The 25,253-nt window shown below is 70.5% G+C and carries 22 protein-coding genes and 1 tRNA gene; 18 read left to right on the top strand and 5 right to left on the bottom strand.

The annotated features are described in order from the left end of the window. Positions 1-2: 2 nt before the first annotated feature. The 7 genes from AB0E88_RS03170 to AB0E88_RS03140 all read left to right on the top strand — a co-directional run bounded on the left by AB0E88_RS03170 (position 3) and on the right by AB0E88_RS03140 (position 8,479). Positions 3-1,163: an acyl-CoA dehydrogenase family protein gene (locus AB0E88_RS03170; protein WP_361622869.1), complete on the top strand. Its 1,161-nt coding sequence runs from the start codon at positions 3-5 to the stop codon at positions 1,161-1,163. A gap of 142 nt (positions 1,164-1,305) precedes the next feature. After that, complete coding sequence (locus AB0E88_RS03165) at positions 1,306-2,355, top strand: ABC transporter substrate-binding protein (RefSeq protein ID WP_361622866.1); 1,050 nt, start codon at positions 1,306-1,308, stop codon at positions 2,353-2,355. Between the two features lie 157 nt (positions 2,356-2,512). After that, positions 2,513-3,367: a siderophore-interacting protein gene (locus AB0E88_RS03160; RefSeq protein WP_361622863.1), complete on the top strand. Its 855-nt coding sequence runs from the start codon at positions 2,513-2,515 to the stop codon at positions 3,365-3,367. A gap of 118 nt (positions 3,368-3,485) precedes the next feature. Continuing rightward, positions 3,486-4,928: a lysine decarboxylase DesA gene (gene desA, locus AB0E88_RS03155; RefSeq protein WP_361622860.1), complete on the top strand. Its 1,443-nt coding sequence runs from the start codon at positions 3,486-3,488 to the stop codon at positions 4,926-4,928. After that, the gene (locus AB0E88_RS03150; protein ID WP_361622857.1) at positions 4,912-6,192 is read left to right on the top strand and encodes a lysine N(6)-hydroxylase/L-ornithine N(5)-oxygenase family protein; all 1,281 of its coding nucleotides are present in this window, start codon (positions 4,912-4,914) and stop codon (positions 6,190-6,192) included. The genes desA and AB0E88_RS03150 overlap by 17 nt, the downstream gene beginning before the upstream one ends. Further along, positions 6,189-6,713 (top strand): GNAT family N-acetyltransferase, encoded by a 525-nt coding sequence (locus AB0E88_RS03145; protein WP_361622854.1) that lies wholly within the window; start codon positions 6,189-6,191, stop codon positions 6,711-6,713. Before AB0E88_RS03150 ends, AB0E88_RS03145 begins: the two co-directional genes overlap by 4 nt. Beyond that, positions 6,710-8,479 (top strand): IucA/IucC family siderophore biosynthesis protein, encoded by a 1,770-nt coding sequence (locus tag AB0E88_RS03140; protein WP_361622851.1) that lies wholly within the window; start codon positions 6,710-6,712, stop codon positions 8,477-8,479. Before AB0E88_RS03145 ends, AB0E88_RS03140 begins: the two co-directional genes overlap by 4 nt. 63 nt (positions 8,480-8,542) lie before the next feature. Here the strand turns inward: AB0E88_RS03140 and AB0E88_RS03135 are convergent, their stop codons facing one another. Next, positions 8,543-10,177 (bottom strand): beta-N-acetylhexosaminidase, encoded by a 1,635-nt coding sequence (locus AB0E88_RS03135; protein WP_361622848.1) that lies wholly within the window; start codon positions 10,175-10,177, stop codon positions 8,543-8,545. Positions 10,178-10,239: 62 nt separating this feature from the next. Here AB0E88_RS03135 and AB0E88_RS03130 point away from each other — a divergent pair, with 62 nt between their 5' ends. Beyond that, positions 10,240-11,118 (top strand): DUF4429 domain-containing protein, encoded by an 879-nt coding sequence (locus AB0E88_RS03130; protein WP_361622845.1) that lies wholly within the window; start codon positions 10,240-10,242, stop codon positions 11,116-11,118. A 29-nt stretch (positions 11,119-11,147) separates the two neighbouring features. Here the strand turns inward: AB0E88_RS03130 and AB0E88_RS03125 are convergent, their stop codons facing one another. Continuing rightward, positions 11,148-12,713, bottom strand: coding sequence for a metallophosphoesterase family protein (locus AB0E88_RS03125; protein ID WP_361622842.1), 1,566 nt, complete (start codon positions 12,711-12,713; stop codon positions 11,148-11,150). 164 nt (positions 12,714-12,877) lie between these two features. Here AB0E88_RS03125 and AB0E88_RS03120 point away from each other — a divergent pair, with 164 nt between their 5' ends. After that, positions 12,878-13,135 carry a hypothetical protein gene (locus tag AB0E88_RS03120; RefSeq protein ID WP_361622839.1) on the top strand — a complete coding sequence of 86 codons (258 nt, stop codon included), beginning with the start codon at positions 12,878-12,880 and terminating at the stop codon, positions 13,133-13,135. A gap of 13 nt (positions 13,136-13,148) precedes the next feature. After that, positions 13,149-14,966 carry a glutamine--fructose-6-phosphate transaminase (isomerizing) gene (glmS, locus tag AB0E88_RS03115; RefSeq protein ID WP_361622836.1) on the top strand — a complete coding sequence of 606 codons (1,818 nt, stop codon included), beginning with the start codon at positions 13,149-13,151 and terminating at the stop codon, positions 14,964-14,966. 204 nt (positions 14,967-15,170) lie between these two features. Here the strand turns inward: glmS and AB0E88_RS03110 are convergent, their stop codons facing one another. Further along, complete coding sequence (locus AB0E88_RS03110; protein WP_361622833.1) at positions 15,171-15,722, bottom strand: hypothetical protein; 552 nt, start codon at positions 15,720-15,722, stop codon at positions 15,171-15,173. Between the two features lie 146 nt (positions 15,723-15,868). Further along, entirely contained in the window at positions 15,869-16,396 is a 528-nt protein-coding gene (locus AB0E88_RS03105) for a universal stress protein (protein WP_361622830.1), read from the bottom strand. Between the two features lie 311 nt (positions 16,397-16,707). On the opposite strand from AB0E88_RS03105, the gene AB0E88_RS03100 reads away from it, so the two are divergent. The 5 genes from AB0E88_RS03100 (at position 16,708) to AB0E88_RS03080 (ending at position 20,557) form a co-directional block, all read left to right on the top strand. After that, entirely contained in the window at positions 16,708-17,025 is a 318-nt protein-coding gene (locus AB0E88_RS03100; RefSeq protein ID WP_361622827.1) for a hypothetical protein, read from the top strand. A gap of 378 nt (positions 17,026-17,403) precedes the next feature. Continuing rightward, the gene (locus tag AB0E88_RS03095; protein WP_361622824.1) at positions 17,404-18,618 is read left to right on the top strand and encodes a helix-turn-helix domain-containing protein; all 1,215 of its coding nucleotides are present in this window, start codon (positions 17,404-17,406) and stop codon (positions 18,616-18,618) included. 539 nt (positions 18,619-19,157) lie between these two features. Next, positions 19,158-19,766 (top strand): oligoribonuclease, encoded by a 609-nt coding sequence (gene orn, locus AB0E88_RS03090; RefSeq protein WP_361622821.1) that lies wholly within the window; start codon positions 19,158-19,160, stop codon positions 19,764-19,766. A 111-nt stretch (positions 19,767-19,877) separates the two neighbouring features. Further along, positions 19,878-19,950, top strand: a tRNA-His gene (locus AB0E88_RS03085). 91 nt (positions 19,951-20,041) lie between these two features. After that, complete coding sequence (locus AB0E88_RS03080) at positions 20,042-20,557, top strand: GNAT family N-acetyltransferase (RefSeq protein WP_361623391.1); 516 nt, start codon at positions 20,042-20,044, stop codon at positions 20,555-20,557. A gap of 6 nt (positions 20,558-20,563) precedes the next feature. Here AB0E88_RS03080 and AB0E88_RS03075 read toward each other — a convergent pair whose 3' ends face one another. After that, positions 20,564-21,625 (bottom strand): LacI family DNA-binding transcriptional regulator, encoded by a 1,062-nt coding sequence (locus tag AB0E88_RS03075; RefSeq protein ID WP_361622818.1) that lies wholly within the window; start codon positions 21,623-21,625, stop codon positions 20,564-20,566. Positions 21,626-21,946: 321 nt separating this feature from the next. On the opposite strand from AB0E88_RS03075, the gene AB0E88_RS03070 reads away from it, so the two are divergent. From AB0E88_RS03070 to AB0E88_RS03060, 3 genes are read left to right on the top strand one after another with little or no spacing between them, the layout of a single operon-like run. After that, positions 21,947-23,281, top strand: coding sequence for an ABC transporter substrate-binding protein (locus tag AB0E88_RS03070; RefSeq protein ID WP_361622815.1), 1,335 nt, complete (start codon positions 21,947-21,949; stop codon positions 23,279-23,281). Continuing rightward, positions 23,278-24,309, top strand: coding sequence for a sugar ABC transporter permease (locus AB0E88_RS03065; protein ID WP_361622812.1), 1,032 nt, complete (start codon positions 23,278-23,280; stop codon positions 24,307-24,309). Before AB0E88_RS03070 ends, AB0E88_RS03065 begins: the two co-directional genes overlap by 4 nt. Further along, on the top strand, positions 24,306-25,202 hold the full coding sequence (locus AB0E88_RS03060; RefSeq protein WP_361622809.1) for a carbohydrate ABC transporter permease: 897 nt from the start codon (positions 24,306-24,308) through the stop codon (positions 25,200-25,202). The genes AB0E88_RS03065 and AB0E88_RS03060 overlap by 4 nt, the downstream gene beginning before the upstream one ends. Positions 25,203-25,253: the final 51 nt, after the last annotated feature.

Here is a 25,253-nt window from a genome sequence, read left to right as displayed (position 1 = left end):
GCATGGACTACCGACTCTCCCCCGAACTGGAAGAACTCCGGCGCACGGTCGAGGAGTTCGCGCACGACGTGGTGGCCCCGAAGATCGGCGACTTCTACGAGCGGCACGAGTTCCCGTACGAGATCGTGCGGGAGATGGGTCGCATGGGTCTGTTCGGGCTGCCGTTCCCGGAGGAGTACGGCGGCATGGGCGGCGACTATCTCGCGCTCGGCGTCGCGCTGGAGGAGCTCGCCCGGGTGGACTCGTCCGTGGCGATCACGCTGGAGGCGGGGGTGTCGCTGGGTGCGATGCCGATCCACCTGTTCGGCACCGAGGAGCAGAAGCGTGAGTGGCTGCCCCGGCTGTGCGCGGGCGAGATCCTGGGCGCCTTCGGCCTGACCGAGCCGGACGGCGGTTCGGACGCCGGCGCCACCCGCACCACGGCCCGGCTCGACCCGGACACGGACGAATGGGTGATCAACGGTACCAAGTGCTTCATCACCAACTCCGGCACGGACATCACCGGTCTGGTCACGGTCACCGCCGTCACCGGCCGCAAGCCCGACGGCCGGCCGCAGATCTCCGCGATCATCGTGCCGTCCGGCACCCCGGGCTTCACCGTCGCGGCGCCGTACTCCAAGGTCGGCTGGAACGCCTCCGACACCCGCGAGCTGTCCTTCCAGGACGTGCGGGTCCCGGCTGCCAACCTGCTGGGCGAGGAGGGCCGCGGGTACGCGCAGTTCCTGCGCATCCTGGACGAGGGCCGCATCGCCATCGCGGCGCTCGCGACCGGTCTCGCACAGGGCTGCGTGGACGAGTCGGTGAAGTACGCCAAGGAGCGGCACGCCTTCGGCAAGCCGATCGGCGCCAACCAGGCCATCCAGTTCAAGATCGCCGACATGGAGCTGAAGGCCCACACGGCCCGTCTGGCGTGGCGGGACGCCGCCTACCGGCTGGTGGCCGGTGAGCCGTTCAAGAAGGAGGCGGCCATGGCCAAGCTCTACTCCTCGACCGTCGCCGTGGACAACGCCCGCGAGGCGACCCAGGTGCACGGCGGCTACGGCTTCATGAACGAGTACCCGGTGGCCCGTATGTGGCGCGACTCGAAGATCCTGGAGATCGGCGAGGGCACGAGCGAGGTCCAGCGGATGCTGATCGCACGGGAGTTGGGGCTGGTGAGCTGAGACGCCGGGTCCGGTGGCGTGAGCTGCCGGGCCTGACGGGGTGAGAGCGAGGGGCGCCCTCTGGACAGGTACTGAGGTTAGGCTAACCTACCTTCGAACCTGTCCGGCGGGCGCTCCGCCCCGTTCGAAAGCAGTCATACCCATGCCCAACGCCCGTGCCACCCATCTCACCCGCCGCGGGATCCTGGCCGCGGGCGGCGTCATCGGCCTCGGGGCCGCGCTCGCCGCCTGCGGTGACGGCGACGCGAAATCCGGGGGCCCGGGCCAGGACACCGCCGCCGCCAAGTCCGGCCCCTGGACCTTCAAGGACGACCGCGGGCAGACGGCCAAGGCCGACACGGTGCCCTCGCGCATCGTCGCGTTCACCGGTGCCGCCGCCGCGCTGCACGACTACGGCGTCGAGGTGAAAGGCGTCTTCGGCCCGACCAGGACCAAGGACGGCAAGCCCGACGTGCAGGCCGGCGGCCTGGACGTGAACAAGGTGACGGTCCTCGGCAACGAGTGGGGCCAGTTCAACATCGAGAAGTACGCCGCGCTCCAGCCGGACCTGCTCGTCTCCACCATGTTCGACGACGCCGGCACCCTCTGGTACGTCCCGGAGGAGTCGAAGAAGAAGATCGAGGCCGTCGGCGCACCCGGCGTCGGCATCTCCGTCTACGACCGTCAGCTGACCGAGCCGCTCGCGCGCATGCTGGACCTGGCGAAGTCGCTCGGCGGGGACGTGACCGCGGCCAGGGTCACGCAGGCGAAGAAGCGGTTCGAGGACGCGGCGGCCCGGCTGCGCGCGGCGGCCAAGGCCAAGCCCGGCATCAAGGTGCTGGCCGGTTCCGCCAGCCAGGACCTGTTCTACGTCTCCGGCACCAACCTCTCCGTCGACCTGGAGTACTTCAAGGCCCTCGGGGTGAACTTCGTCGAGCCGCCGGAGAGCGCCAAGAAGCAGGGCGGCGGCTGGTTCGAGTCGCTGAGCTGGGAGAACGTCGACAAGTACCCGGCGGACATCATCATGATGGACAACCGGACGTCGGCGATCCAGCCCGCCGACATCTCCGAGGCCACCTGGAAGAAGCTGCCCGCCGTGAAGGCCGGACAGGTCATCTCCCGTAATCCGGAGCCGATTCTCTCCTACGACAAGTGCGCGCCGTTGCTCGAGCAGCTGGCCGAAGCCTTGGAGAAGGCGAAGAAGGTCGGCTGACCCGTACCGCCGGTGAGGTGCCTCCGCCAGCGCCGCGGGGGTTCCTCGTCGCGGGCGGACCGCGGACCGTGCGTGGCCGGCCGCGCAGTTCCCCGCGCCTCTGAAGGTCGGACGCATCCCGCGTCCGACGAAGCCTGACGTCGATTCAGGAGCCCCCATGACGACCGCCGTAGCCGCCCCGTTCCGTTTCTTCTCCCTTCAGGTCGCGCGGACGAGGCGGCTCGGGCCGTCCCTGGTCCGCGTTTCCTTCGCGGGGGACGATCTGGACGCCTTCCGGTCCCTCGGGCTCGACCAGTCGCTGTCGCTGTTCCTGCCGCATCCGGGGCAGGCGGAGCCGGTCGTGCCGGTGGAGCTGGGCGACGGCTGGTGGCAGGCCTGGCGGGAACTGCCGGACGACGTCAGGGCCGTGATGCGGTCGTACACGCTGCGCTCGCTGCGGCAGGACGCCTGGGGGCGCACCACCGGGATCGACATCGACTTCGCGCTGCACGGCGTGGAGCCCGGCGCGGCGACGCCCGCCGGGCCCGCCTCCCGCTGGGCCGCCCGGGCCGCGGCCGGCGACCGGGTCCTGCTGCTCGGGCCGGCGATCGCCGACAACCGGGCCATCCGCTTCCGTCCGCCCGCGGACGCCGACATCGTCGTGCTGTGGGGCGACGAGACGGCCGTGCCCGCCGCGACCGCCGTCCTGGAGTCCCTGCCGGCCGGTACGCGGGTGCGCGCCTGGCTGGAGGTGCCGCACGCCGGTGACATCCAGGACGTGGCGACGCGGGCCGACGCCGAGATCACGTGGCTCGTACGGCACGACGGGTCCCCCACGACCGTCGACGCCGTACGGGCCGCCCCGCTGCCCGCGTCGGCACGGCCGTATGTGTGGCTCGCGGGTGAGTCGGGCCGGGTCAAGGCGCTGCGGCGGCACTTCGTCGGCGAGCGGGGCGTCGACCGGCGGCGGGTGACGTTCGTCGGGTACTGGCGGCAGGGCATGACCGAGGAGCAGCTCCGCGCGGCGGAGTAGGCCGCATCGCCGAAGTGACCGCGGTCAGGGCACAGCCATGTCCGCCATTGATCAATTTAGGTTAGGCTAACCTAAGCAACACGCCCCGCACGGACTGTCCCCACCGGAGGACCCCCACATGCGTTCGCACCTGCTCAATGACCTCACCGCGGAGCACTACCGCCGCTCCGTGACCGAAGGAGTCGAGCGGGTGGCCGCGAAACTCGCCACCACCGACCGTCCGTTCACCGGCGTCACCGCCGACGACCTCGCGCCCCGCATCGAGGGCATCGACCTCGACCGGCCGCTGCACGACACCACGGCCGCCCTGGACGAGCTGGAGGAGGTCTACCTCCGCGACGCCGTCTACTTCCACCACCCCCGCTACCTCGCCCACCTCAACTGCCCCGTCGTCATCCCGGCCGTGCTCGGCGAGGCCGTCCTGTCCGCCGTCAACTCCTCCCTCGACACCTGGGACCAGTCGGCCGGCGGCACCCTCATCGAGCGCCGGATCGTCGACTGGACCGCCGACCGCATCGGCCTCGGTCCCGCCGCCGACGGTGTCTTCACCTCCGGCGGCAGCCAGTCCAACCTCCAGGCGCTGCTGCTGGCCCGGGAGGAGGCCAAGACGGATTCCCCGGACCGGCTGCGCGTCTTCGCCTCCGAGGCCGGCCACTTCAGCGTGCAGAAGTCCGCCCGGCTCCTCGGTCTCGGGCCCGACGCGGTCGTCACGCTCCCCGTCGACCACGACCGGCGGATGCAGACCGTCGCCCTGGCCCGCGAACTCCAGCGCTGCCGTGCGGACGGCCTGGTGCCGATGGCCGTCGTCGCCACCGCCGGCACCACCGACTTCGGCTCCATCGACCCGCTGCCCGAGATCGCCGAACTGTGCGCCCAGTACGGCACCTGGATGCACGTCGACGCCGCCTACGGCTGCGGCCTGCTGGTCTCCCCCACCCGGCGCGCACTCCTGACCGGCATCGAACGCGCCGACTCGGTCACCGTCGACTACCACAAGTCCTTCTTCCAGCCGGTGAGTTCCTCCGCCGTGCTGGTACGCGACGCCTCCACCCTGCGGCACGCCACCTACCACGCCGACTACCTCAACCCGCGCCGCATGGTCGCCGAGCGCATCCCCAACCAGGTCGACAAGTCCCTCCAGACCACCCGCCGCTTCGACGCGCTGAAGCTGTGGCTGACCCTGCGCGTGATGGGCGCCGAGGGTGTGGGAAGGCTCTTCGACGAGGTGTGCGACCTGGCGCGGGAGGGCTACCGGCTGCTGGCCGGCGACCCGCGCTACGACGTCGTCGTCGAACCGGCCCTGTCCACCCTGGTCTTCCGCTACGTCCCGGCCGCCGTCACCGACCCCGCCGTGACCGACCGCGCCAACCTGTACGCCCGCAAAGCCCTGTTCGCCTCCGGGGACGCCATCGTCGCCGGAACCAAGGTCGCGGGCCGCCACTACCTCAAGTTCACCCTGCTCAACCCCGAGACGACGGCCGAGGACATCGCGGCCGTGCTCGACCTGATCGCCGGCCACGCCGAGCAGTACCTGGGAGAGTCCCTTGACCGCGCTTGCTGAACCCCGCCGCACATACGACTTCGTGGGGATCGGGCTCGGCCCCTTCAACCTGGGCCTCGCCTGCCTGACCGAACCGATCGCCGAGCTGGACGGGCTCTTCCTGGAGTCCAAGCCCGACTTCGAATGGCACGCCGGGATGTTCCTCGACGGCGCGCACCTGCAGACGCCGTTCATGTCGGACCTGGTCACCCTGGCCGACCCGACCTCGCCGTACTCCTTCCTGAACTACCTCAAGGAGCAGGGCCGGCTGTACTCCTTCTACATCCGGGAGAACTTCTACCCGCTGCGCGTCGAGTACGACGCCTACTGCCGCTGGGCGGCGAACAAGCTGAGCAGCGTCCGCTTCGGCACGACGGTCACCGAGGTGACGTACGACGAGGACGAGGAGCTGTACGCCGTGCGGACCGCCGCCGGGGAGACGTTCCGCGCCCGCCACCTGGTCCTGGGCACCGGCACCCCGCCTCATCTCCCCGAGGCCTGCCAGGGCGTGGGCGGCGACCTCCTGCACAACTCGCGCTATGTGCAGCACAAGGCCGAGCTGCAGCGCAAGGAGACGATCACGCTGGTCGGCAGCGGGCAGTCCGCCGCCGAGATCTACCACGACCTGCTCGGCGAGATCGACGTCCACGGCTACCGGCTGAACTGGGTCACCCGCTCCCCGCGCTTCTTCCCGCTGGAGTACACCAAGCTCACGCTGGAGATGACGAGCCCGGAGTACGTCGACTACTACCACGCCCTGCCCGAGGCGACCCGCTACCGGCTCATGGCCGAGCAGAAAGGCCTGTTCAAGGGCATCGACGGCGACCTCATCAACGACATCTTCGACCTGCTCTACCGGAAGAACCTCGGCGGCCCGGTCCCCACCCGGCTGCTCACCAACTCCGCGCTGACCGGGGCGGCGTACGCGGACGGCGCGTACACCCTCACCTTCCACCAGCAGGAGCAGGGCAAGGACTTCGAGATCGTCACCGACGGGCTGATCCTGGCCACCGGATACCGGTACGCCGAGCCGGAGTTCCTGAAGCCGGTCCGCCACCGCCTGGTGTACGACTCGCAGGGGAACCTCGACGTGGCCCGCAACTACGCCGTCGACGTCACCGGAAGAGGCGTCTTCCTGCAGAACGCCGGCGTCCACACCCACAGCATCACCAGCCCCGACCTGGGCATGGGCGCGTACCGCAACAGCTACATCATCCGGGAGCTGCTCGGCAGCGCGTACTACCCGGTCGAGAAGACCATCGCCTTCCAGGAGTTCGCCGTATGACCTTCGCCTTCCGCCCCCTCGACCCGCTGAAGGACGCCGAGCTGCTGCACTCCTGGGTCACGCACCCCAAGGCCGCCTTCTGGATGATGCAGGACGCGAGACTCCAGGACGTCGAGCGGGCGTACATGGAGATCGCGGCGGACGAGCACCACGATGCGTTCCTCGGACTCCAGGACGGCGAGCCCGCCTTCCTCATGGAGCGCTACGACCCCGCCCACCGGGAGCTGGCCGGTCTGTACGAGGCGCAGCCCGGCGACGTCGGCATGCACTTCCTGACGCCGCCGACCGAGCGGCCCGTGCACGGGTTCACCCGGGCGGTGATCACCGCGATCATGGCCCGTCTCTTCGAGGACCCGGCGGTGCGGCGCGTCGTCGTGGAGCCGGACGTGCGCAACACGGCCGTGCACGCGCTCAACGCGGCCGTGGGCTTCGTCCCGGAGCGGGAGATCGACAAGCCGGAGAAGCGGGCCCTGCTGAGCTTCTGCACCCGTGAGCAGTTCGAGAAGGCGGTGCGCGCATGACCCTCGCCGACGCCGTGGCCCACCTGTCGCCCGAGCGCTGGGAGGAGGCCAACCGGCTGCTGCTGCGCAAGGCGCTCGCCGAGTTCGCGCACGAGCGGCTGATCACGCCGGAGCCCGACGGCGAAGGGTACGTCGTCCGCAGTGACGACGGGCTCACCCGGTACCGCTTCACCGCGGTGCGCCGCGCCCTGGACCACTGGGAGGTGGACGCCGGCTCGATCACCCGGCACCGCGACGGCACCGAACTCCCGCTCGCGGCGCTGGACTTCCTCATCGAGCTGAAGGAGTCCCTCGGGCTGAGCGACGAGATCCTGCCGGTGTACCTGGAGGAGATCTCCTCCACCCTCTCCGGCACCTGCTTCAAGCTCACCAAACCGCGGGTGAGCGCCGCCGAGCTGGCCGGGAGCGACTTCCAGGCGATCGAGACCGGGATGACCGAGGGCCACCCCTGCTTCGTCGCCAACAACGGGCGGCTCGGCTTCGGCGTCCACGAGTACCTGTCGTACGCGCCGGAGACCGCGAGCCCCGTCCGGCTGGTGTGGCTGGCGGCGCACCGGTCCCGGGCGGCGTTCACGGCGGGGGCCGGCATCGAGTACGAGAGCTTCGTCCGCCAGGAGCTGGGCGAGGGGACCGTCGAGCGGTTCCACGGCGTGCTGCGCGAGCAGGGGCTGGACCCGGCGGACTATCTGCTGATACCGGTCCACCCGTGGCAGTGGTGGAACAAGCTCGCCGTCACCTTCGCCGCCGAGGTCGCCCGCCGGCACCTGGTGTGCCTGGGCGAGGGCGACGACGAGTACCTGGCGCAGCAGTCCATACGGACCTTCTTCAACGCCTCGCATCCGGACAAGCACTACGTCAAGACGGCTCTGTCCGTGCTGAACATGGGCTTCATGCGGGGGCTGTCGGCGGCGTACATGGAGGCGACCCCGGCCATCAACGACTGGCTGGCCCAGCTGATCGAGGGCGACCCGGTGCTGAAGTCGGCGGGCCTGTCGATCATCCGGGAGCGGGCGGCCGTCGGCTACCGGCATCTGGAGTACGAGCGGGCGACCGACCGGTACTCGCCGTACCGCAAGATGCTCGCCGCGCTGTGGCGGGAGTCCCCGGTGCCGTCCCTGGAGGACGGTGAGCGGCTGGCGACCATGGCCTCGCTGCTGCACGTCGACCACGAGGGCGCGAGCTTCGCGGCCGCGCTGGTCGAGCGGTCGGGGCTGGCGCCCGCCGAGTGGCTGCGGCGCTATCTGCGGGCCTACTACACGCCGCTGCTGCACTGCTTCTACGCCTATGACCTGGTGTTCATGCCGCACGGGGAGAACACGATCCTGGTGCTGCGGGACGGCGTGGTGCAGCGGGCGGTCTACAAGGACATCGCCGAGGAGATCGCGGTGATGGACCCGGACGCGGTGCTGCCGCCCGAGGTGGCGCGCATCCGGGTCCAGGTGCCGGAGGACAAGAGGCTCCTGTCGGTCTTCACGGACGTCTTCGACTGCTTCTTCCGTTTCCTGGCCGCGCTGCTCGCCGCCGAGGGGGTGCTGAGCGAGGACGGTTTCTGGCGGACGGTCGCCGAGGTCACGCGCGAGTACCAGCAGGCGCACCCGGAACTCGCCGACCGGTTCCGGCAGTACGACATGTTCGCCCCCGAGTTCGCGCTGTCCTGTCTCAACCGGCTCCAGCTGCGCGACAACCGGCAGATGGTCGACCTGGCGGACCCCTCCGGGGCGCTGCAGCTGGTCGGCACGCTGCAGAACCCGATCGCCGGGTTCTGACCTGCGGAGCGGGCGGGCGCCCCGGTGCACGGTCCACCGGGGCGCCCGTCGATGTGCCGGGGTTCAGTTCGCCGGCCAGGGGACCTGGGGCGACTTGTAGTAGCCGATGCCGAGGGCGTCCCAGCGCGGGCCCTGGGCGGCCAGGCGCGCCTTGTAGGCGTCCCAGTCGTGGGTGGCCGCCGGGGACCAGCCCAGTTCGGCGACGCCGGCGACGCGCGGGAAGGCCATGTAGTCGATGTCGGCCGAGGTGAGGATGCGCTCGGTCCACAGGGGTGCCTCGACGCCCCTGACGGCTCCGTCGGGGGCGCCGGGCAGATAGGTGCCCGGGTCCCAGTCGTAGGACTTCTTCACCTCGACGTAGCCGGCCCAGGTCGCGCCCTGCTTGGTGGTGCTGTCGTACTTCATGTCCAGGTAGAAGCGGTCGGCGGGTGACAGGATCAGCCCGGTGCCGTTCCGGGCGGCCTGTACGACCTGGGCCTTCTCCGAGGCGGCGGTGGAGTCCAGACCCCAGTACTGGGCGAGGGCGCCGGGGGCGGGGGTGGCGCCGGTGAGCTGGTGCCAGCCGATGACCGTCTTGCCGTACTTGGCCACGATCGGCTGGATCCGGTTCATGAACGCCACGTAGTCCTCGTGGCTGGTGGAGTGCGCCTCGTCGCCGCCGATGTGCAGGTAGCGGCCGGGGGTGAGCGCGGCCAGTTCGCGGATCACGTCGTCGACGAAGGCGTAGGTGACGTCCTTGGGCACGCACAGGGAGCTGAAGCCGACGCTGGTGCCGGTGTACAGCGGGGGCGCGGTGCCGTCGCAGTTCAGTTCGGCGTAGGAGGCGAGGGCCGCGTTGGTGTGGCCGGGCATGTCGATCTCGGGGACGACCTCGAGGTAGCGGGAGGCGGCGTAGCGGACGATCTCCCGGTAGTCGTCCTTGGTGTAGAAGCCGCCGGGGCCGCCGCCGACCTGGGTGGAGCCGCCGTAGGTGGCCAGGCGCGGCCAGGAGTCGAGGGCGATGCGCCAGCCCTGGTCGTCGCTGAGGTGCAGATGCAGTTTGTTGATCTTGTAGAGGGCGAGTTCGTCGATGTAGCGCTTGACCTGGTCGACGGTGAAGAAGTGCCGCGAGACGTCGAGCATCGCGCCGCGGTAGCCGTAGCGCGGGGTGTCGGTGACGGTGCCGCCCGCCACCAGCCAGGGGCCGCGCTGCGTGGTGTCCTTCTCGACGGCGGCGGGCAGGAGCTGACGGAGGGTCTGCACGCCGTGGAAGAGGCCGGCGGGCGTGCCCGCGGTGAGGGTGACACCGCCGGGGCCGCTGCGCAGCCGGTAGCCCTCGGCGCCGTACTGACCGGGGGTCAGGCGCAGGGCGATGCCGTCCCTGCCCCCGTGGACGATCGGCAGGGGGTAGCCGGTGGAGGGACGCAGGACGCCGGCCAGGTAGGCGGCGACCCGCTCGGCCGCTGGATCGTCGTCGACGCGCAGGACGGTGCCGCCGGTGATGCGGTACGGCTGCCCGCTCGCGGTGACCGACGCGGGCGCCGGGACGACCTGGCCGAGCGGTGTGGCCCGGGCGGCGGGGGCCTGCGGTATGGCCCGGGGGGCGGTCGCGCCGACGGTGAGGACGCCCGCCGCGGTCAGCAGCAGGGCGCCGAGGACCCGGGCCGGACGTCCGGCCCGGGTCCGCTGTCGGGGAGTCGTGCTGTGGTGCCGTCTCACATGCGCTCCCTTCGGAAGTGGTTGAGACCACTGTCCCGCAGATCCGGTGAAACAATCCCCGCATGGCGGAAATCATCCAGAAGGACGGCACCTGGGCGTTCGACGGCGACGCCCTGCGGCTGACGCCGGGGCGGGACAAGTCCGTCGGCCTGCTGCGCAGGACGCTGGGCGAACTCGTCGTACCGCTCGGGGCGTTGGCCGGGGTGTCGTTCGAGCAGGGGAAGAAGTCCGGGCGCCTGCGGCTCAGGCTGCGCGACGGCGCCGACCCGCTGCTCCAGGCGACCGGGGGCCGGCTCACCGAGCCGCACGACCCCTACCAGCTGGTGGTGGAGTCCGACCGGTACGGCGTCGCCGAGTACTTCACGGACGAGGTGCGCAACGCCCTGCTGCTGGACGAGGTCCCTTCCGGTCCCGTCACCGAGTACCTGCTGCCGGGCCCGCGGGTGCCGCTGTCCATGTCCGCCGGGGACGGCACGGCGAGCTTCGACGGGGAACGGGTCCGCCTGGAGTGGAACTGGAAGACGGAGGACGTGAAGGCCGCCGCCGGTCCCCGCACGCTCGCCCTGACCGACATCGCGGCCGTGGAGTGGCAGCCGGCGGTGGGCCTGGAGAACGGTCTGCTGCGCTTCACGGTGAAGGACGCGCCCACCACGGCGCCGCCGAAGTTCGACCCGCACGCGGTGGAGCTGTGGGGGTTCAAGCGGGACCCCTTGATGGCGCTGGTCGCGGCGGCGGTGCAGGCGCGGCTGCCGCACCCCTCGGAGCCCGTGGAGCGGCCGCGGCCGCCGGCGGCGTCCCCGGCCGCGCCGCCCGCGGCCGCCGAGGACGACACCGACGCCCTGCTGCGGCGGCTGCGGGAGCTGGGTGAGCTGCACCGGGCGGGAGTGCTGACCCAGGAGGAGTTCACGCTGGCCAAGCAGGCGGTCCTGAAGCGTCTGTGACGCCGGGACCGCCCGCCCTCGCGCCCGGGCTACTTGGCCCGGCGGGCCACCGTGAAGTGGTCGATCCGGTCACCGGTCTCGGCGATGCCCTGGACCTTCAGAGTGGTCCAGTGCCCCTTCGGCGCGGGCTCGACGTCCACGCGCAGGAACGAGTAGTTCAGGTACCGCACCCGGGACCAGGCGACGGTCTCGTTCTGCTTGCCGCCCTTGAGGTTGACGAAGGAGGCGACGGAGTCGACCTCGTGCTCGTGGCCCTCGTAGGAGTCCGGCGCGGTGAACGCGTACAGGCTGCGGCCCGCCGCACCCGCCGTGACGTACACGACGCCCTCGGTCTCGGGGTAGGCCGTGCCGCCGATCGGCAGCTTCTTCGCGACCTGGTCGCCCTTGATCACGTCGGTGCGCTCGTACTGGTGGTTGTGGCCGTTGATGACCAGGTCGACCTGGTACTTCTCGAACAGCGGCACCCACTCCTGGCGCACGCCCCCCTCCGAGGCGTGCGCGGTGGAGGTGCAGTAGGCGCAGTGGTGGAAGAAGACGATGACGAAGTCGATGTCCCGCGCCGCCCGGAACTTCTTCAGCTGGCCCTCGAACCACGTGGTCTGCGTGCCGCCGGAGATGCCCAGGTTGGCCGGGATCTCGTAGGAGACGTCGTTGGGGTCGAGCGATATGACCGCGGTGTTGCCGTACACGAAGGAGTAGACGCCCGGCAGGTTCTTCTTGTCCGGCCCGTTGTCGGGCAGGGTGAAACGGGCCTCCTCGCCGCCGTAGCCGTTGGGCGAGTACCAGGCCTCCATGTCGTGGTTGCCGTACGACACCATCCACGGCACCTGCTTGGCGACCGACTCGGTCTGGTACAGGAACTGGTCCCAGGTGCGCGCGTCGAAGCCGGTGTCGCTGGTCTTGCCGGCGCCGGACGGGTCGCCGTAGGCGATGTCGCCGGCGTGCAGGTGGAAGGCCGGGTTCTGGCCGAGGATCAGCGCGTCGTTGGCCAGCGCGTGGTAGCTGACGCCCTGGTCGCCGAAGGCGGTGAAGGTGAACGGCGCCTTGTGGGCGGGGGCGGTGGTGAAGGTGCCCAGGGTGCCCAGCAGGTGGGACTCGGCCGGGTCGAAGCCCTCGTGGCCGACACCGTAGTAATAGGTGCGGCCCGGGCGCAGGTGGGCCAGCTGGGCGTGCAGGTAGTACTGGGTGTGGTCGCCGCTCGCGCCGACGCCGGCCGGGGTGTACAGGGTGCGCACCTCGGCCTCGATCTTGCGGGAGAGGTCCCAGGGGTGCGCGCCGATGCGCACGAACGGCTTCTTCACGGCGACCGGGACCTGCCAGGAGATGGTCATCTCGGTGCGCGGGTCGTTGCCGTAGGCGAGGTGGCGGCCGAAGGGGGCGACCAGGGCGCCGTCGACGGTCTCGGCGGCCGGGGCGGTCCGCTGGGTCGGCACGGCGGCCTGGGCGGTGGCGCCCGTCACGAACGCGCCACCGACCACGGCGCCGAGGGTGACGGCGCCGCCGCGGAACATGGTGCGGCGGGAGAATCTCGACCGCAGGTACTCGTGCTGCTCGGCCATGCTCATGCGGTCGGCGAGCTGGTCCGGTACTCCCATACGAGGAATGTCCATGGCGTCTGAAACTCGTCTGCGCAGGCGTCGGGAATCGGGACACCGGGTGGACAGCGGCCAAACAGCCGCTCATGAGAGTTTCAACAGACGCTTGCCCGAAATCGGGCAGGTTTCTTGCGAAAGAGCGTCCGGTACCTCAGGATCATCGGGTGCACGACGAACTCGTAGATCACCTGACGCGCTCCACGCCCCTGAACAGGGGCGAGGCGCTGCGGGTGATCCAGGACGTGCTCGCGTTTTTCGACGAGACGACCGAGGAGTTCGTTCGTCGCCGCCACCGGGAACTCCAGGCCCAGGGCCTGGTGAACGCGACGATCTTCGAACGGATCGCGGCGGACCTGAAGTATCGCGCGGTGGCGCCCCCGGAGCTCTCGCTCCGGCAGCTGCGCCGCATCGTCTACGGCTGAGGAATACCCATACATGTGCGGAATCGTCGGATACATCGGCAAGCGTGACGTCGCCCCCCTCCTGCTGGAGGGCCTGCAGCGACTGGAGTACCGCGGCTACGACTCCGCGGGCATCGTGGTCACCTCGCCGAAGACGGCCGGCCTGAAGATGGTCAAGGCCAAGGGCCGGGTGCGCGATCTGGAGGCCAAGGTCCCGGCGCGCTTCAAGGGCACCACCGGCATCGCCCACACCCGCTGGGCCACTCACGGCGCCCCCTCCGACGTCAACGCCCACCCGCACATGGACGCCGAGGGCAAGGTCGCCGTCGTCCACAACGGCATCATCGACAACGCCTCCGACCTGCGCCGCAAGCTGGAGGCCGACGGCGTGGAGTTCCTCTCCGAGACGGACACCGAGGTCCTCGTCCACCTCATCGCCCGCTCGCAGGCCGACAAGCTCGAGGACAAGGTCCGCGACGCGCTGCGCCTGGTCGAGGGCACCTACGGCATCGCCGTCATGCACGCCGACTTCAACGACCGCATCGTCGTCGCCCGCAACGGCTCGCCGGTCGTCCTCGGCATCGGCGAGAAGGAGATGTTCGTCGCCTCCGACATCGCCGCGCTGGTCGCCCACACGCGGCAGATAGTGACCCTCGACGACGGCGAGATGGCCACCCTCAAGGCCGACGACTTCCGCACCTACACCACCGAGGGCACCCGCACCACGGCCGAGCCCACCACCGTGGAGTGGGAGGCCGCCTCCTACGACATGGGCGGCCACGACACGTACATGCACAAGGAGATCCACGAGCAGGCCGACGCCGTGGACCGCGTGCTGCGCGGCCGCATCGACGACCGCTTCTCCACCGTGCACCTCGGCGGCCTCAACCTGGACGCCCGCGAGGCGCGCCGCATCCGGCGCGTGAAGATCCTCGGCTGCGGCACCTCGTACCACGCGGGCATGATCGGCGCCCAGATGATCGAGGAGCTGGCCCGTATCCCCGCGGACGCCGAGCCGGCCTCCGAGTTCCGCTACCGCAACGCGGTCGTGGACCCCGACACCCTCTACATCGCGGTGTCCCAGTCCGGTGAGACCTACGACGTCCTCGCCGCCGTCCAGGAGCTCAAGCGCAAGGGCGCCCGCGTCCTCGGCGTGGTCAACGTGGTCGGCTCGGCGATCGCCCGCGAGGCCGACGGCGGCGTCTACGTGCACGCCGGTCCCGAGGTCTGCGTGGTCTCCACGAAGTGCTTCACCAACACCACGGTCGCCTTCGCCCTGCTCGCCCTGCACCTCGGCCGCACCCGCGACCTCTCGGTCCGCGACGGCAAGCGCATCATCGAGGGCCTGCGCAAGCTGCCCGCGCAGATCTCCGCGATGCTGGAGAACGAGGACGACATCAAGAAGCTGGCCGAGGAGCTCGCCGAGGCCCGCTCGATGCTCTTCATCGGCCGCGTGCGGGGCTACCCGGTGGCCCGCGAGGCCTCCCTGAAGCTCAAGGAGGTCTCCTACATCCACGCCGAGGCCTACCCGGCCTCGGAGCTGAAGCACGGTCCGCTGGCCCTGATCGAGCCGGCCCTGCCGACGGTCGCCATCGTCCCCGACGACGACCTGCTGGAGAAGAACCGCGCCGCGATGGAGGAGATCAAGGCCCGCAGCGGCCGCATCATCGCCGTGGCCCACCAGGACCAGGAGAAGGCCGACCACACGATCGTCGTCCCGAAGAACGAGGACGAGCTCGACCCGATCCTGATGGGCATCCCCCTGCAGCTCCTCGCCTACCACACGGCCAAGGCCCTGGGCCGCGACATCGACAAGCCCCGCAACCTGGCGAAGTCGGTCACGGTGGAGTAGGGACGCCCTGTTGGGGCGCGCACGGAACCGCGCCCCGCAAGGGGCGCGGGGAACTGCGCGAGCAACCCCAGCGCACCCGCAGAGGCCACACAGCAGCGGCCACACAGCACAGGCCACACAACAGAACGGACCCCTCGGTGATGCCCCACGTCACCAGGGGTCCGCTCACAACGCCGGGGAGCGCAACCCCCCAGCCGGCGGCAGCTAACCGGTGGCCGTCACCCCCCGGCCCGCCGCACGTCCCGGAAGAGCCGTCGGCCAGTGCGCGAGCGCCGCGGTCGCCGCGTACCAGGCCACCGCGCCGGAGACGACGGCGATCCAGCCACCGACCTTGGTCAGGGCCGAGCTGTCGGCGAAGGCGGCGACGCCGAGCACGAGCATCGCCAGGAACAGCAGCCCGTGCGTGGCCTGCCCGAGGGTGTCGCCGCCCGCGAGGGTCAGCGTGAGCGCCACGAGGGCGAAGAGCAGCAGGAAGAGCCCCGCCGCGTTGGCCGAGCCGTGCCCCGAGACGGCCCAGGTGAACCACAGGGCGCCGAGAGCGACGTACCCCACTCCGAAGGCGCCGTCACGCAGGGCCAGCAGACCGACGAGGAAGAGGGCGACCCCGCCCACGTAGTGGGCCAGCGACATGGCGTCGGACGTCGCCACGCCGTCGATGACACCGGTCGTACCGAGGCCGAACGCCAACAGGGTGATTCCCAGGGCGAGTCGGCCGGCGATGGTGGTGGTGCTTCCCGCAGAGACGTCGTTGTCCACGGCGGGCTCCCTTCATGCATGTGCAGTTGTGCGGTGACCGGTATATGCCCTTCACAACCGCACAAACACCTGCGACGCGCGAGTAACTTCACGCGCTGCACAGGGAGGTTGACGCACCGCGAACGACGCGCGGAGATGCGGAACCGTCAGGGGATGACGATCACGGGCCGCTTCGCCCGCTTGGCGAGGCGTCCGGCCACGGAGCCGAAGATCCGGCCGACGATGCCGTGCGTCGACCCGACGACGATCGCGTCGGCCTCGTACTCCCGCCCGACTTCTTCCAGTTCGTGGCAGATGTCGCCGCCGCGCTCGACCAGGATCCACGGCACTTCGGCGAGATAGTCCGCACAGGCCAGTTCCAGACCGAGCACCTCGGTGCGGTGGTCGGGGACGTCGACGAAGACGGGGGGCTCGCAGCCTGCCCACACGGTGGTCGGCAGCCGGTTGGCGACATGGACGATGATCAGCCCCGCACGGGAGCGGTGCGCCATGCCGATCGCGTACGCCAGCGCACGCTCACTGGACGTCGAGCCGTCGAAGCCGACGACCACGCCGTGCTTGAATGCGGGATCGCAGGGATGGCGTGCCTCTTCGGCCGCCTGGGGCTCCATCGCCGACGGGTCGGCGACCGGCCGCTTGCGGTCCGCGGGTTCGAAGAATTCGTGACCGGCCATGGCTGTCTCGGCGTTGTGATCCTTTATGGGGGACGACAGTGTGCGGCGGAGCTGTGTCCGGGAAACATCTTCCCAACCCCATACCCCCAAGGGTACGGCGGCACGCCTCCTTCGCCCAGATCCCGCGCCTGCACAGCGGGGTTCCAGGGAGCATGCACGAGTCGGCGCCCGTAACGCAATGGTTGCTGCCCCGTACAGGCGGTTCCCACGAGACCGGCCGGCGCCGGTCCGGACGATCATCCCGCTGCCGTCATACGGTGACCGACCGGTCGAACACGCGTTGAACCCGGTGATCGACTCCAGGAGGCGCCATGCCCGCAACCCGCACCGAGGACACTTCGACCGATGTCGTCCGCTGGGCGGCCTTCAGCTGCGTCCTGGTCCCCGTCGTGCTGCTCTGGTACGGCACCTCGCTCGGCGGGGCCACCGGCACCGCGCTGGGCCTCGCCGCGGTCACCGCCGCCTGCCGGCTGCTGCTGCGCCGCTCCGAGCGCTGCCCGGCCCGGCTGCTGGAGGAGGCGACACCGCCGCATCGCGGGCGCCACCAGCGCACGGGGAGCGTGACACATCGCGGAGGGCACCGCTCCGCGCCCCCGGCGCACACAGGGGGAAAGTCACCGGTCGGCTGACCGGTTTCCGCGCACGCACCCGTCTCTTTTCAGCCAACTTCTGGATACCGTCCCCGACCGGCCCCGAAGACCCGTCACCCCCCGTTCGACCTGCAAGGAAAGGGTCCTGAGGCCCTCCCGCACCCTACGTGGATTGGCCACCGCGACGAGGCGCACTTCCCTGCGCCCTCCCCGAGTGCAACGCTTCGTGATCGAATGCTTTACGCCAAGTTGTCATGTCGACTTTCCGTGGGGTGGCGAACCGGTCACCGCGGCTTGGCGGGACACAGTAGATTCGATCTTGACTGTCTTACGGCGGGGGACTCGTGCAGGACCGAGGGGAAACGTGCAGGAGCGACACAACCGAGGAGCCGCGACCACCGAGGGGGGCTTAGCAGGATGAGCCACGACTCCACTGCCGCGCCGGAAACCACGGCCCGGAAGCTGTCCGGGCGACGTCGCAAGGAGATCGTCGCGGTGCTGCTGTTCAGCGGCGGCCCCATTTTCGAGAGTTCCATTCCGCTGTCGGTGTTCGGGGTTGACCGCCAGGACGCCGGCGTTCCGCGCTACCGCTTGCTGGTGTGCGCGGGCGAGGAAGGCCCCCTGCGGACCACAGGAGGCCTGGAACTCTCCGCACCACACGGGCTGGAGGCGATCTCCCGCGCGGGCACGGTCGTCGTACCGGCCTGGCGTTCGATCACCTCACCGCCACCGGAGGAGGCGCTCGACGCGCTGCGCCGGGCACACGAGGAAGGGGCCCGCATCGTCGGGCTGTGCACCGGTGCCTTCGTGCTCGCCGCGGCCGGCCTGCTGGACGGCCGCCCGGCGACCACCCACTGGATGTACGCGCCGACGCTGGCCAAGCGCTATCCGTCGGTGCATGTCGATCCGCGAGAGCTCTTCGTCGACGACGGAGACGTCCTCACCTCCGCCGGAACGGCGGCCGGAATCGACCTCTGCCTCCACATCGTGCGCACGGACCACGGCAACGAGGCGGCCGGCGCGCTCGCCCGCCGCCTGGTGGTGCCGCCGCGCCGGTCCGGAGGGCAGGAACGCTATCTCGATCGGTCTTTACCGGAGGAGATCGGCGCCGACCCGCTCGCCGAGGTCGTCGCCTGGGCACTGGAGCATCTCCACGAGCAGTTCGACGTGGAGACGCTGGCCGCGCGCGCGTACATGAGCCGTCGTACGTTCGACCGCCGCTTCCGTTCGCTGACCGGGAGCGCGCCCCTGCAGTGGCTGATCACGCAGCGGGTGCTGCAGGCCCAGCGACTGCTGGAGACGTCGGACTACTCGGTGGACGAGGTCGCGGGCCGCTGCGGCTTCCGTTCCCCGGTGGCGCTGCGCGGGCACTTCCGCCGTCAGCTGGGTTCATCCCCGGCGGCGTACCGTGCCGCGTACCGGGCCAGGCGCCCCCAGGCTGAGAAACCGGCCGAGTCCGACCCGACGCAGCAGTCCGCCGCGCTCGGCGGACCGCACGTCGGCGTTCCCGCCCCGACGGCCCTGCACCCGGACCCGCCGGTCCCGATGCAGTCCCGCCGCTCCCCGGTGGGCGCGATGAGCTCCGCGAACCCGGGGCCGCTGTCGCTTCCGAGCCAGCGCAGCGGCTCCTGACCGGGAAGGGGCCCGTGGGGACATCCGTCCCCACGGGCCCTTTCGCGTTGTCGTCTGCGGGTGCGTTGTGGCTGGTCGCGGGTGCCTGCGGCGCTGGGCGCGTTGTCGTCTGCGGGTTTCGTTGTGGCTGGTCGCGCCGTTCCCCGCGCCCCTTTGGTGCCTGCGGCGGCCCGTGCGGGTGCGTGGTCGGTTGCTGTCGCGCCAACGGTGCGTGGTGGGTCGGGGCCGGGGTGGGGGGTGTCCGTCCTCGGTCCGGCCGGCCGTTCCCGACGAGTGCGCCGTTGCCCGGTGCCGGACGCTGCGGGCGGACACCCCCCACCCCGGCCCCTTCCCGCCGTCGGCGGCTGCGGGCCGTCGCCCCTTCCGGGGGCGGTGGGGGCCGCGGGACGGGTGCGGGTCGCGGGGTGGGCGGTTCGCTGGGGCGGACGGCGAGCGCGGACACTCAGGGGCGCGGGGAACTGCGCGACCAGCGACGACGAAACCCGCACAGGCCGCCGCAGGCATCCCCGAGCCCCACCGGGCCCCGTAAGGTGAGACACATGAACGATCGCATGGTGTGGATCGACTGCGAGATGACCGGCCTCTCGCTGTCCGACGACGCGCTCATCGAGGTGGCCGCCCTCGTCACCGACTCCGAGCTGAACGTGCTCGGCGAAGGCGTCGACATCGTCATCCGCCCGCCGGACCGCGCCCTGGAGACGATGCCGGAAGTGGTGCGTCAGATGCACACCGCGTCCGGGCTGCTCGCGGAGCTCCCGAACGGCACGACCCTGAAGGACGCCGAGGAGCAGGTCCTGGCGTACGTGAAGGAGTACGTGAAGGAGCCCGGCAAGGCCCCCCTGTGCGGCAACTCCGTCGGCACGGACCGCGGCTTCCTGCTCCGCGACATGCCCACGCTGGAGGACTACCTCCACTACCGCATCGTCGACGTCTCCTCCGTCAAGGAGCTGGCCCGCCGCTGGTACCCGAGGGCCTACTTCAACAGCCCCGAGAAGAACGGCAACCACCGCGCCCTCGCCGACATCCGCGAGTCCATCGCGGAGCTGCGCTACTACCGCGAGGCGATCTTCGTCCCCCAGCCCGGCCCGGACTCCGACACCGCCCGGACGATCGCGGCCAAGCACGTCCTCCCAGCTCAACCGCACTGATCGGGCCCTCCGGAGGGGGCGCCGCGAAAGGCGGGCGCGAGCACCCCTTCGGACCCTGTACACTTTTTCTCGGCCGGTCAGGGAGACGGAAGAATTCCAGTGCCGGTCATGGTGGGTGTAGCTCAGCTGGTAGAGCACCTGGTTGTGGTCCAGGATGCCGCGGGTTCGAGTCCCGTCACTCACCCTGAGTGATCAGCCGGTGACCTTGCATCAAGGTCACCGGCTGATTGCGTTCCACCGTCTCTCACCGACCGGTACTCCCCGGGGGGCCCGCCCTGCACGCCGAGCCGTTCCATACCGACCGCCTGGACGCCGTTGTGCTGCGGCCCGAGCACGCACCGGAGATGGCGGAGGTCCTCGCCGACCCCGCCCTGCACACGTTCATCGGCGGCTCACCGGCCACGCCGCAGGCACTGCGCACCCGTTACGAGCGTCTCGTCGCCGGCTCCCCCGACCCGGCCGTCATCTGGTGCAACTGGGTCCTGCGCCTGCGCGCGGAGCACCCCGAGGACAGCAGGCTCATCGGCACCGTCCAGGCGACCGTCACCCCCGGCGCCGCCGAGGCCGAGATCGCCTGGGTGATCGGCACCCCCTGGCAGGGCCACGGCTACGCCACGGAGGCCGCCCGCGCGCTGGTGACCCGGCTGACGACCCGGCGCCCCCCGGTCCGCACGGTCGTGGCCCACATCCACCCGGCCCACCACGCCTCCGCCGCCGTGGCACGGGCAGCAGGGCTGCGTCCCACCGACGAACACCACGACGGCGAGACCCGCTGGCGCCTCACCCGCTGAGGGCGCTCACGACGACGCCCGCACCACCAGCTCCGCCGCCAGCACCACCTGGCGCCGCACGGCGTCCAGTTCACGCGACACCGCCGGCCGGCGATCCGCGATCTCGCTGAGCAGCAGATCGATCATCCGCCGCCCCATCTCCTGGATCGGCTGCCGCACGCTCGTCAGCGGCGGCTCCATGTGCCGGGCGATCGCGGAGTCGTCGTACCCCACGAGCGCCACGTCCTGCGGGATGCGCCGCCCGGCTTCGCGCAGCACCTGCCGCGCCCCGGCCGCCGTGACGTCGGAGCCGGCGAACACCGCGTCCAGCTCCGGGCAGCGCGCCAGCAACCGGGTCATCGCCCGTCGGCCGCCCTCCTCCGTGAAGTCGCCGGCCTCGATCAGCGTGTCGTCCACGCCCGGCCCCGCCTCCCGCAGCGCGTCCCGGTAGCCGTCGACGCGCCGCTGGGCGCCGTAGACGTCGAGGCGGCCGGTGATGTGGGCGATGCGGGAGCGGCCACGGGAGAGCAGATGCTCCACCGCCTGCCGCGCCCCGCCGTAGTTGTCGGAGTCCACCGACGGCAGCGCCTCCCCCGCCGAGCGCGGACCGCTGATCACCGCGGGGATCTCCAGCTGGGCCAGCAGGTCGGGCAGCGGGTCGTCGGCGTGCACGGAGACCAGCAGGACGCCGTCCACCCGGTGCGCGGCCAGGTACTGGGCGAGCCGCTGCCGCTCGCGGTCGTTGCCCGCGAAGATCAGCAGAAGCTGCATCTCGGTGTCGGTCAGTTCCGCGCCGACGCCCCGCAGCATGTCCGAGAAGTACGGCTCGGCGAAGAACCGCGTCTCCGGCTCGGGCACGACCAGGGCGATCGCGTCGGTGCGGTTGGCGGCCAGGGCGCGGGCGGCGGTGTTGGGGACGTAACCGAGTTCGGCGACGGCGGCCTCGACGGCGGCGCGGGTGGCGTCACTGACCCGGGGCGAGCCGTTGATCACCCGGGACACCGTGCCCCGGCCGACACCGGCGCGCGCGGCGACCTCCTCGAGGGTGGGCCGGCCCCCGCTCCGTCCCCGCGCTCCGTGGCCTGCCATGGGCTCCGCCTCCCGCCGTCGTCGTCCCGCTGGCCTGGAATCTAACAGTCGCGCCACGCGAGGTGACCGCCCCGTGACGCCCCCGCCGGAACCCCTGGCTCCAGTTAACGGCCCGATAACTGAACGCACTTCTCCGCGTCCGTTCCCTTGACACCCCCGCACGAACCCACGACTCTTCAACACATCACCTGTGGGAGCGCTCCCACAGTACCTGACACATACATGTCCCGCACGTTCCCCGCCCGAGCCGCAGCGAGCACGAACGGGCCCAACCACTGCAGTTGGCCGGGGGGTCGGCACGTCAGGCAACAGGAGGACGCAATGCGTACGAGTACCCGCCGGTCCCACCGGCTGACGGCACTGACAGCCGTCGCCGTACTGGCCACGGGACTGCTGGCAGGCTGCGCCAGCGACGACGACTCGTCGAGTGCCGACAACGGCAGCGGCGGCGGAGGGGGAAGCTCCAAGGGCAAGGTGACGCTGTCCGTCGGCACCTTCGGGGTCTTCGGTTACAAGCAGGCCGGTCTGTACGACGAGTACATGAAGCTCCACCCGGACGTCGTCGTCAAGGAGAACGTCACCACCAAGACCGACGTCTACTGGCCGAAGGTGCTCACCCGCCTCCAGGCCGGCTCCGGCACCGACGACGTCCAGGCCATCGAGATCGGCAACGTCACGGAGGCCGTCCAGACCCAGGGCGACAAGTTCGTCGACCTCGGCAAGGAGGTCGACAAGTCGCAGTGGCTGGACTGGAAGAACGCCCAGGCCACCACCAAGGACGGCAAGCTCATCGGGCTCGGCACCGACATCGGTCCGATGGCGGTCTGCTACCGCAAGGACCTGTTCGCCAAGGCCGGCATCGAGACCGACCGCACCAAGCTCGCCCAGATGTGGAAGGGCGACTGGAACAAGTACGTCGACCTCGGCAAGCAGTACATGAAGAAGGCGCCGAGCGGCACCAAGTACGTCGACTCCGCCTCCTCCGTGTACAACGCGGTCCTCGGCGGTGAGACCGAGCGCAACTACGACAAGGACGGCAACGTCGTCTACGACAAGTCCGCGGGCGTGAAGAAGGCCTGGAACGCGGCCATGGGCGTGGCGACCAGCGACATGTCGGCCAAGCTGAAGCAGTTCGACAAGTCCTGGGACCAGGCGTTCGCCAACGGCACCTTCGCCACCGTCGCCTGCCCGGCGTGGATGATCGGCTACATCCAGGAGAAGTCCGGCCCGGCCGGCAGCGGCAAGTGGGACATCGCGGCGGCCCCGACGGCGGGCAACTGGGGCGGCTCCTTCATCGGTGTGCCGAAGGCGAGCAAGCACCAGAAGGAGGCCATCGAGCTGGCGAAGTGGCTGACCGCGCCCGAGCAGGAGGCGAAGGTCTTCGCCAAGCAGGCGAGCTTCCCGTCCGTCCCGGCGGCGTACGCGAGCCTGAAGCCGCAGGCCGACACCCAGGCGTACTTCTCGGGCGCCCCGCTGACGCAGATCTTCTCCGACGCGGCCAAGACCATCCCGGCGCAGCCGCTCGGCCCGAAGGACAAGCCGATCGACACGGCGATCTGTGACATCGGCATCGTCCAGGTCGAGCAGAAGGGCAAGTCGCCCGCGCAGGGCTGGGACGCGGCCACCAAGGAGATCAAGGACGTGCTCGGCCAGTGACCAGCTCCGAGCAGGCTCTCGCGCATCCCGCGTCGAGCGCCGAGGCCGCGCCCGGCTCCCAGCCGGGCGCGGCCCGGGGCGCTCACGGTCGCGGTACGCCGCCGGCGGACAGGGGCTCCTGGCGCAGCCGGCTGTACCGCTGGGACACGAAGGCGTCCCCGTACGCGTTCATCTCCCCGTTCTTCGTGATCTTCGGTGCCTTCTCGCTGGTGCCGCTGCTGTACACCGCCTGGTACTCGCTGCACCATGTGCAGCTGTCCGATCTGGACGGACAGAGCTGGGCGGGCCTGGAGAACTACAAGTCGCTGCTGTCCTCGGAGTTCTTCTGGAACGCCCTGGAGAACACCTTCACCATCGGGCTGATCTCCACCGTGCCGCAGCTGGCGGCCGCGCTCTGGCTGGCGCATCTGCTGAACTTCCGGCTGCGCGGCTCGACCGTGTGGCGCGTGGTGATGCTGACCCCGTACGCCACGTCGGTGGCGGCGGCGACGCTGGTGTTCGCGCTGCTGTTCTCGCCGGAGAAGAACGGCATCGTCAACTGGGGCCTCGATCTGCTCGGCCTGGACCCGGTCAACTGGCACGAGTCCGACTGGGGTTCGCAGTTCGCGGTGTCCTCGATCGTGATCTGGCGGTGGACCGGCTACAACGCGCTGATCTATCTGGCCGCGATGCAGGCGATCCCGGCGGACCTGTACGAGTCGGCGGCGATCGACGGCGCCAACCGCTGGCAGCAGTTCAGGAACGTGACGATCCCGATGCTGCGGCCGACGATCCTGTTCACCGTGGTCGTGTCCACGATCGGCGCGACCCAGCTGTTCGGTGAGCCGCTGCTGTTCGGCGGTGTGAGCGGCTCCAAGGGCGGCTCGGAGCACCAGTTCCAGACCCTCGGCCTGTACATGTACGACCAGGGCTTCATCATCGGCAATCTCGGCAAGGCGTCCGCGATCGCCTGGACCATGCTGTTGCTGCTGCTGGTCGTCGCCGGGCTCAACCTGCTGGTCTCCCGACGGCTGAGGAGGGACCGATGACCACCGGTGAGATGACCCTGTCCAGGAGGACCGCTCCCGGCAAGACCGCCCCCCGCCGGGTGATGGGCGCGGGCAAGCAGCTGCACGCCGGCCCCGTCACCTACGTCGTCCTCGTCGTGTTCGCGCTCGTCTCGCTGGCCCCGCTGGTGTGGACGGCGGTCGCGGCCTCGCGCACCAACACGCGCCTGGCGCAGACCCCGCCGCCGCTGTGGTTCGGCGGGAACCTGTTCAAGAACCTGGAAACCGCCTGGGACCAGGCCGGGATGGGCACCGCGATGGTCAACACCACGTTTGTCGCGGGCACGATCACGGTCGGCACGGTGCTGTTCTCCACGCTGGCCGGATTCGCCTTCGCCAAGCTGCGGTTCCGGTTCTCCACGACGCTGCTGCTGCTCACCATCGGCACGATGATGATCCCGCCGCAGCTGGCCGTCGTACCGCTGTATCTGTGGATGACGGACCTGCACTGGGCGAACCATCTGCAGACGGTCATCCTGCCGACCCTGGTGAGCGCCTTCGGTACGTTCTTCATGCGGCAGTACCTGGTGCAGGCGCTGCCGACCGAGCTGATCGAGGCGGCGCGGGTGGACGGCGCGAGCAGTCTGCGCGTCGTGTGGCACGTCGTCTTCCCGGCGGCCCGCCCGGCGATGGCGGTGCTGGGCCTGCTGACGTTCGTGATGGCCTGGAACGACTTTCTGTGGCCGATCATCGCGCTGAACGGCGACAACCCGACCGTGCAGGTCGCCCTGAACCAGCTGGGCACCGGTTACATCCCCGACGACTCGGTGATCATGGCGGGGGCGCTGCTCGGCACGCTGCCGCTGCTGGCGGCGTTCCTGCTGTTCGGCAAGCAGATCGTCGGCGGCATCATGCAGGGCGCGGTCAAGGGCTGACCGCCGAAGAGATCGCCCGCGGGGCCGGGTCGACGCCGCCTCGGCCCCCCT

This window comes from Streptomyces sp. NPDC028635 (assembly GCF_040637635.1).
Taxonomy (GTDB): Bacteria; Actinomycetota; Actinomycetes; order Streptomycetales; family Streptomycetaceae; genus Streptomyces.
This window is presented reverse-complemented; position numbering and strand designations above follow the sequence as displayed.

What these genes read in the sequence shown, in the direction of transcription:
- AB0E88_RS03170 (WP_361622869.1), top strand. Translation starts at nt 3, where the DNA reads ATGGACTACCGACTCTCCCCCGAACTGGAAGAACTCCGGCGCACGGTC.
- AB0E88_RS03165 (WP_361622866.1), top strand. Translation starts at nt 1,306, where the DNA reads ATGCCCAACGCCCGTGCCACCCATCTCACCCGCCGCGGGATCCTGGCC.
- AB0E88_RS03160 (WP_361622863.1), top strand. Translation starts at nt 2,513, where the DNA reads ATGACGACCGCCGTAGCCGCCCCGTTCCGTTTCTTCTCCCTTCAGGTC.
- desA (WP_361622860.1), top strand. Translation starts at nt 3,486, where the DNA reads ATGCGTTCGCACCTGCTCAATGACCTCACCGCGGAGCACTACCGCCGC.
- AB0E88_RS03145 (WP_361622854.1), top strand. Translation starts at nt 6,189, where the DNA reads ATGACCTTCGCCTTCCGCCCCCTCGACCCGCTGAAGGACGCCGAGCTG.
- AB0E88_RS03140 (WP_361622851.1), top strand. Translation starts at nt 6,710, where the DNA reads ATGACCCTCGCCGACGCCGTGGCCCACCTGTCGCCCGAGCGCTGGGAG.
- AB0E88_RS03130 (WP_361622845.1), top strand. Translation starts at nt 10,240, where the DNA reads ATGGCGGAAATCATCCAGAAGGACGGCACCTGGGCGTTCGACGGCGAC.
- AB0E88_RS03125 (WP_361622842.1), bottom strand. Translation starts at nt 12,713, where the DNA reads ATGGGAGTACCGGACCAGCTCGCCGACCGCATGAGCATGGCCGAGCAG.
- glmS (WP_361622836.1), top strand. Translation starts at nt 13,149, where the DNA reads ATGTGCGGAATCGTCGGATACATCGGCAAGCGTGACGTCGCCCCCCTC.
- AB0E88_RS03105 (WP_361622830.1), bottom strand. Translation starts at nt 16,396, where the DNA reads ATGGCCGGTCACGAATTCTTCGAACCCGCGGACCGCAAGCGGCCGGTC.
- AB0E88_RS03100 (WP_361622827.1), top strand. Translation starts at nt 16,708, where the DNA reads ATGCCCGCAACCCGCACCGAGGACACTTCGACCGATGTCGTCCGCTGG.
- AB0E88_RS03095 (WP_361622824.1), top strand. Translation starts at nt 17,404, where the DNA reads ATGAGCCACGACTCCACTGCCGCGCCGGAAACCACGGCCCGGAAGCTG.
- orn (WP_361622821.1), top strand. Translation starts at nt 19,158, where the DNA reads ATGAACGATCGCATGGTGTGGATCGACTGCGAGATGACCGGCCTCTCG.
- AB0E88_RS03075 (WP_361622818.1), bottom strand. Translation starts at nt 21,625, where the DNA reads ATGGCAGGCCACGGAGCGCGGGGACGGAGCGGGGGCCGGCCCACCCTC.
- AB0E88_RS03070 (WP_361622815.1), top strand. Translation starts at nt 21,947, where the DNA reads ATGCGTACGAGTACCCGCCGGTCCCACCGGCTGACGGCACTGACAGCC.
- AB0E88_RS03060 (WP_361622809.1), top strand. Translation starts at nt 24,306, where the DNA reads ATGACCACCGGTGAGATGACCCTGTCCAGGAGGACCGCTCCCGGCAAG.